The organism is uncultured Propionibacterium sp., assembly GCF_963539965.1.
Lineage (GTDB): Bacteria > Actinomycetota > Actinomycetes > Propionibacteriales > Propionibacteriaceae > Propionibacterium.
Genome location: NZ_CAUTOU010000091.1, coordinates 1 through 6,287, shown reverse-complemented (window position 1 = coordinate 6,287; position 6,287 = coordinate 1). Strand labels below are relative to the sequence as shown.

At 72.7% G+C, this 6,287-nt stretch carries 5 protein-coding genes; 3 read left to right on the top strand and 2 right to left on the bottom strand.

Annotated elements, in window-relative coordinates; translation table 11 throughout:
• Nucleotides 1–361 (top strand): nuclear transport factor 2 family protein (locus tag R2N01_RS10715; protein ID WP_316671029.1); only part of this gene is annotated, 361 nt, incomplete at its 5' end.
• Nucleotides 362–380: 19 nt separating this feature from the next.
• Here the strand turns inward: R2N01_RS10715 and R2N01_RS10710 are convergent.
• Nucleotides 381–1,322 carry an enoyl-CoA hydratase/isomerase family protein gene (locus R2N01_RS10710; RefSeq protein WP_316671027.1) on the bottom strand — a complete coding sequence of 314 codons (942 nt, stop codon included), beginning with the start codon at nucleotides 1,320–1,322 and terminating at the stop codon, nucleotides 381–383.
• Between the two features lie 153 nt (nucleotides 1,323–1,475).
• Between R2N01_RS10710 and metG the strand changes: the two genes are divergently transcribed.
• Both metG and R2N01_RS10700 read left to right on the top strand, forming a co-directional pair.
• Nucleotides 1,476–3,269 carry a methionine--tRNA ligase gene (gene metG / locus R2N01_RS10705; RefSeq protein ID WP_316671024.1) on the top strand — a complete coding sequence of 598 codons (1,794 nt, stop codon included), beginning with the start codon at nucleotides 1,476–1,478 and terminating at the stop codon, nucleotides 3,267–3,269.
• 161 nt (nucleotides 3,270–3,430) lie between these two features.
• Nucleotides 3,431–4,369, top strand: a complete 939-nt coding sequence (locus tag R2N01_RS10700; protein WP_316671021.1) for a Sir2 family NAD-dependent protein deacetylase — start codon at nucleotides 3,431–3,433, stop codon at nucleotides 4,367–4,369.
• 11 nt (nucleotides 4,370–4,380) lie between these two features.
• Here R2N01_RS10700 and R2N01_RS10695 read toward each other — a convergent pair whose 3' ends face one another.
• Nucleotides 4,381–6,207: a DUF2207 domain-containing protein gene (locus tag R2N01_RS10695; protein ID WP_316671020.1), complete on the bottom strand. Its 1,827-nt coding sequence runs from the start codon at nucleotides 6,205–6,207 to the stop codon at nucleotides 4,381–4,383.
• Nucleotides 6,208–6,287: the final 80 nt, after the last annotated feature.

Below are 6,287 nucleotides of genomic sequence, written 5' to 3'. Positions count from 1 at the left end.
GGGGGCCCGCGACGAGCTGGCCGAGGTCTGGGACGCCGAGCGCAGTCTGCTCACCGCCACCGTCCGCTCCGACCCGGACCGCCTGCGCGTGCTGCTGCATCCCGACTTCGTCGAGCACGACGCCGGCGGGCGCATCTGGACGCGCAGCCGCATGCTCGCCCGGATCGCCCCGCTCGGACACGAGACCCGTCTGGAGCAGCTGGGGGCGGCCCGCCTGGGCGCCGACTCGGTGTTGCTGCGCTGGCGGGCCGTCACCAGGACGGCCTCGAGCCTGCGCAGCTCGGTGTGGGTGCGCGACGAGGCGCTCGGGAGCCCCCGCTGGCGCCTGCTCTTCGCACAGGGGACCGCCGTGAGGTCCTGAGCCCGGCGCCCGCCGGGGATCAGCCGACGATCGCCCGCACTCGGGAGGGGTCCACGTCCTCGATGCGCGCGATCGCGAAGCGCGGTGCGCGGTCCTTGTCGACGAGCCGGGCGCGCACCCCTTCGACGAAGTCGCAGTCGGGCAGCAGGCCGCGGGCGATCCGGAGATCCTGGTCGAGCGCCTCGGCGGGGTCGGCCAGCCCGGCGGCGCGGCGCACCGCGGCCAGCGCCACGCACACCGACAGCGGCGACTTGGCGCGGACCTCGCGGCCGGCGGCCCGGGCGCGCTCGTCATCGCTGGCCTCGAGCCTCGCGATGATGGCGGCCGGGTCATCGCCCGCGAAGCACTCGTCCACCCAGTCCAGGTCGGGCATGCCGGGCTCGTTCATGCCCTCGACCTCGTCCACCAGGCCCAGCCCGTAGGCCGTGGCCGCGTCGATCGTCCTGCCGGTCATGGCCAGCCAGGCGCCGGCCTGGCCGGGCAGGCGCGAGAACTCCCAGGTCATGCCGACGTCGGGCCACAGGCCGATCTGGACCTCGGGCATCGCCATGGCCAGGTCGGCGGCCGCGACGCGGCGGGTGCCGTGCATCGACAGGCCCAGGCCGCCGCCCATCGAGATGCCGTGCAGATGCGCGGTGACGGGCTTGCCGAAGCCGGCGACGAGCCTGTCGGTGTCGTACTCGAGCGCCAGGAAGCCCAGCGCGGACTCGACGCCGCCGTCGATCATCATCTGGCGCATGGCGCGCACGTCGGCGCCGGCGCAGAAGCCGCGGCCCGCGCCGTACAGGTGCAGGGAGGCGATCGAGGGGTCCTCGCGCCAAGCGGCCAGGCGCGAGGCGATCGCCTGGAGCATCTGCGTGGACAGGGCGTTGATCGCCCTCGGCCGGTTCAGACGCAGAACCGCTGCGTCCGCGTCGACCTCGAACACCACGTCGTTCGTGCGACCTCCTGGGTCCTCCATGCGACCTCCTGGCCGGGACTCGGCAGAGCGCAGCGGCTGCGGGCCGCGCGCCGGGACAGTCCCGAGACTACCGGTCCCGGCCCGCTGGCGGCGATGTCCCGCCCCGGGGAGGCCGGGAGGCGGAGGGGGCCCGCGCCTATTATTGTTGGGCGCATGTGCGCCCATATCCTCGCGACTGCTGCCTGGCCCTACGCCAACGGACCCCGCCACATCGGTCACGTGTCCGGTTTCGGCGTTCCCTCCGACGTCTTCGCGCGATACATGCGCATGGCGGGCCACCGGGTGCTGCTCGTGTCCGGTTCGGACGAGCACGGCACCGCGATCCAGGTGAAGGCCGAGGCCGAGGGCATGGCACCCCAGCAGACCGCCGACAAGTACCACGGCGTCATCGTCGAGGACCTGGCCGGCCTGGGGCTGAGCTACGACCTGTACACCCGCACCACGACGCTCAACCACCAGGAGGTCGTGCAGGAGATCTTCCGCACCCTCCACGGGAACGGCTACATCATCGAACGGACCCAGCTCGGCGCCATCTCGCCGAGCACCGGCCGCACCCTGGCCGACCGCTACGTCGAGGGCACCTGCCCGATCTGCGGCTTCGCCGGGGCCCGGGGCGACCAGTGCGACAACTGCGGCAACCAGCTCGACCCCACCGACCTCATCGAACCGCACAGCCGCATCAACGGCGAAACGCCCAGATTCGTCGAGACCACGCACTTCTTCCTCGACCTGCCGGCACTCGCCGATGCCCTCATGGCCTGGCTCGACTCGCGCACCGACTGGCGCCCGAACGTGCTGAACTTCAGCTACAACTTCGCCAGGGAGCTCAAGCCCCGCGCCATCACCCGTGACCTCGACTGGGGCGTCCCGGTGCCCGTCGAGGGCTGGCAGGACGAGGACATGAAGCGCATCTACGTCTGGTTCGACGCCGTGATCGGCTATCTGTCCGCCTCCATCGAATGGGCCAGGCGCAGCGGCGACCCAGACGCCTGGAAGGCCTGGTGGCAGGACCCGAACGCCCGCTCCTACTACTTCATGGGCAAGGACAACATCGTCTTCCACTCGGTCATCTGGCCCTCGATGCTGCTCGGCCTGAACGGCGAGGGGGCTCGCGACGGGCGGCAGAGCCCGGTGCTCGGCAGACTCGACCTGCCCACCGAGGTCGTCTCCAGCGAGTTCCTCACCATGAAGGGCTCCAAGGTCGACACCAGTGCCGGTGTGGTCATCTACGTCGGCGACTTCATCCGCGAGTTCGGCCCCGACACGCTGCGCTACTACATCGCCGTGGCCGGCCCCGAGAACAAGGACACGGACTTCACCTGGGACGAGTTCGTCCGCCGCAACAACAACGAGCTGGCGAACGAGTGGGGCAATCTCGTCAACCGCTCGATCTCGATGGCCTTCAAGGACAACGGAGCCATCCCCGAGGCCCATGAGCGCACCCGGGCCGACCTGGAACTGCTCGACGCCGCCGAGGACGCCTTCGGCGTCGTCGGCGGCCTCATCGAGCAGTGCAGGTTCAAGGCCGCCATCACCGAGGCCATGCGCGTCGTCTCACTGGCCAACCAGTACATCTCCCAGCAGGAGCCCTGGAAGCTCAAGGGCGACTCCGCTCGGCGCGACACCGTCCTCAACACCGCCCTGCAGGTGGTCTCGGACGCCAACACGCTCCTCACACCGTTCCTGCCGCATGCCGCTCAGAAGGTCTTCGAGATGCTCGGCGGGCAGGGGGTCTGGGCGGCGCAGCCCCGGATCACGCAGGTCACCGAGGGCGAGGGCGAGACCGCGCACAGCTACCCGGTGCTCATGGGCGACTACGCCAGCCAGCAGGCCGTCTGGGCCTCCCGCCCGGTCCGGGCCGGCACGGTGCTGAGCAGGCCGAGCCCGCTGTTCCGCAAGCTCGACGAGGAGCTGGGGCTGACCGGCCCGGCGTGGGCCCGCGCCTGATCGGGGCCGTTCGTTCGCCCTGCGCGCGCCCTGTGCCCGCCGCCCGCCCGCGAACACCGCGTCCTCGTCCCGGCGTTGCGCGGGAAACCGCGGTGTGCTCGCGGGGAGGCGCGGCGCCCGCGGAAGGGGCGGGGCCTGCTCCGGGAGGCCTACCTGGGGACGTGACCGATGCACCGACGGGTGATGCGCTGGTGACCGCCGGCGCGCCGGCCCCCGGGGTCCGTCTCCGGGCGCGGCGGGCGACGAGCCTCTGGCAGCCCTCCACGAATGTGCACGGCAGCCTCGCCCGGGCCCGCCGGCTGCTGGCCGGGCGGTTGACCGTCGTGCTGACCGGCGCGGGCATGAGCACCGCCTCGGGCGTGCCCGACTACCGGGGCCCCGATTCGATCCGCGCCATCCCGATCCCGTACCACGAGTTCGTCTCCGATCCGCTCACCCGCCGGCGGTACTGGGCGCGCAACTACCAGGGCTGGGCCAGGCTCGACCGCGCCGTGCCGAACGAGGCCCACCACGCGCTGACGCGCTGGGAGCACCAGGACACCATCGGCCCGATGCTCGGCGTCATCAGCCAGAACGTCGACGGCCTGCACGAGGCCTCCGGCAGCCGCCGGCTCATCGCCCTGCACGGACGCAGCGCCGACGTGCTGTGCCTGGGCTGCGGCCGCATCATCGCCCGCCGGGCCCTGCAGGTGCGGATGGCCGAGCTCAATCCGGCCGTGCGGATGAACGCGGATCTCGGTCCGGCCGAGCTGCGTCCGGACGCCGACGCCGAGGTCGAGGACTGGCGGGGGTTCACCGTGCCGGACTGCCCCTGGTGCGGCGGCCTGCTCAAGCCCGATGTCGTCTTCTTCGGCGAGCCCGTGCCCAAGGCCCGCGTGGCCTCGGCCTTCGCCTGGTGCGACGCCGCCGAGGCGATGCTCGTGGCCGGTTCGAGCCTGACCGTCATGTCGGGCCTGCGCTTCGTGCGCGCCATGGCCCGGGCCGGCAAGCCGGTCGTCATCATCAATCACGGCGCGACGAGGGCCGACGAGCTGGCGGCCGTGCGCTTGGACGAGTCCCTGGTGCAGGCGCTGCCGCGGCTGCTCGCCCGGCCCGCCTGAGCGCCGGCCGGTCACCAGGCGGTGTCCTCGGGGGCATGCGTCGAGGCGTAGCGCGCGGCCAGTGCCAGCGCGTACGCGAAGTCGTCCACCAGGTGGTTGAGCGCCTCGAGCTCGCCCTGGCCGCGCCGGGGGGAGTCCGACAGGCCCTCGTACCAGACGAACTTCGGGCGGTAGCGGCCCTGGTCGGTGAGCTCCTGGAAGCGGTCGATCCAGGCCTTCGAGACGCCGAGTGTGACCGCCCAGGGAAGGTAGCGGCCGAAGATGTTGCCGGACTCGGCCCAGTCGACGCTCTCCGGGTCGAGATCGACCAGGAACCGGCGGAAGCCCTGCGCCTGCTCGCGCACCGCGCTGCCGACCGGCGTGCGCGAGGGCATGAACGGGATGACGGCCAGGATGAGCAGGCCGATCGAGGTGATCGCCACCGACCACAGGCCCAGGCCGAGCGGGCCGGCGAAGGGGACGACCGAGAGCAGGCCGCTCAGGCCGACGACGGTGCCGACCGCGCGGCAGCGGGCGCGCGCCTTGTTGGGGACCACGCGGAACCAGCCGAGCTCGGCCATGCGCCGCTCGATGCCCTCCAGGGTGGTGAGGAAGCCGCCCTTGGCGCGGGAGATCTGCTGGGTGCTGGTGACGGTGACGATACGGCCCCTCACCTTCGGGAACATCTTCTTCAGCACCATGCGCTCGTACAGCTCCAGCGAGCCGGCCTCCTTGCCGGTGCGCCGGAAGGTCCAGGCGTGGTCCTCCTCGCGGTGGATCGTCAGGAGGCCGCGCACGGCGAGGTCGAGCATCGTCGCCGTGACGTGGGCGAACTCCGCACGTGCATCGATGAGCATGCCCACCTCGGCCGGACGGGTGCCCTCGGGCGGGCGGGAGCGCTGCGGCACGTGATGGGCCACGCCGCGTACGATCCGCGTGCCCGGCGGCGGGGGGATGCTGCCCGGGACCGGACTGGCCCAGCGGTGGTCGCGGCTGACCAGGACGACGTGGCCGAGGGTGGCGCCGACCCCGGCGGCCAGGATCACCAGGGCGCCGATGACGTCCGGGCCGTTCGGCGGGAAGCGGTCGGCCAGTGTCTTGACGACCGTGTACGACTCCTCGACGTCCCGGAAGGAGCCCTGCGAGTAGAACGCCCGGATGCCCAGCCCCTCGCCGGTCGCGACGTCCTGCGCGGAGAAGCGCGCGACGGCTCCCGAGCTGAAGACCTGGCACGGCGCATGGGACGCGGACGGGCAGTCGCCGCCGCGCACCGTACCGCCGGGGGCCACGACGACGGCGGTCAACCGGTCCAGTGCCGGCCCGCCGGGCAGGACGATCGGCCAGGCGAACTCGTCCGGCCCGCCGCTCGGTCCGCTCGGTGTGACGAGTCCCGAGACCGTCATCGTGATCGTGTAGCGCTGGATGCCGGTGACCGGGGCGCTGCGGCTGCCGATGCTGTAGATGCGCTCGTCCAGGGTGCCGCCCGAGCGGACCTCGGTGCTGGCGCCGGTCCGGCTGGTGACGCTCACGCCGGTTGTGCGCACCTTGCGGTAGCGCCGGTGCCCGTCGGCCTCGTCGGCCTCGACGCGGCGCGGCACCTGGATGACCGGGCCGTCGACGGGCGTCGTCCCGGCGTCGAAGACGAGCTCGGCACGCACCCGGGCGACCCCCCGCTCGTCCAGCTCGATGCGCTCGTCCACGCTCACGAAGCGCCCGGTGGCCGTGTTCGGCTCGGCCGCAGCGCGCGCGGGCGACCCGAGGAGCACCGATGCGCTCGTGAGAAGCGCCGTCCCCAGGGCGCAGAGCAGCCGCGCCCGGCGGCTGCGGGGTGTGTTCGTACGCGGATGCGAGGCGGCCACGTGGGCAGGTTAGTCGACGCGGGCGCGCGCGAGAAGACGCGGGGCCGGGCGCACCCGCCGGGCCGATCGGCCCGGCGCCG

Coding starts and splice junctions, on each gene's coding strand:
- R2N01_RS10710 (WP_316671027.1), bottom strand. CDS start 1,322: ATGGAGGACCCAGGAGGTCGCACGAACGACGTGGTGTTCGAGGTCGAC.
- metG (WP_316671024.1), top strand. CDS start 1,476: ATGTGCGCCCATATCCTCGCGACTGCTGCCTGGCCCTACGCCAACGGA.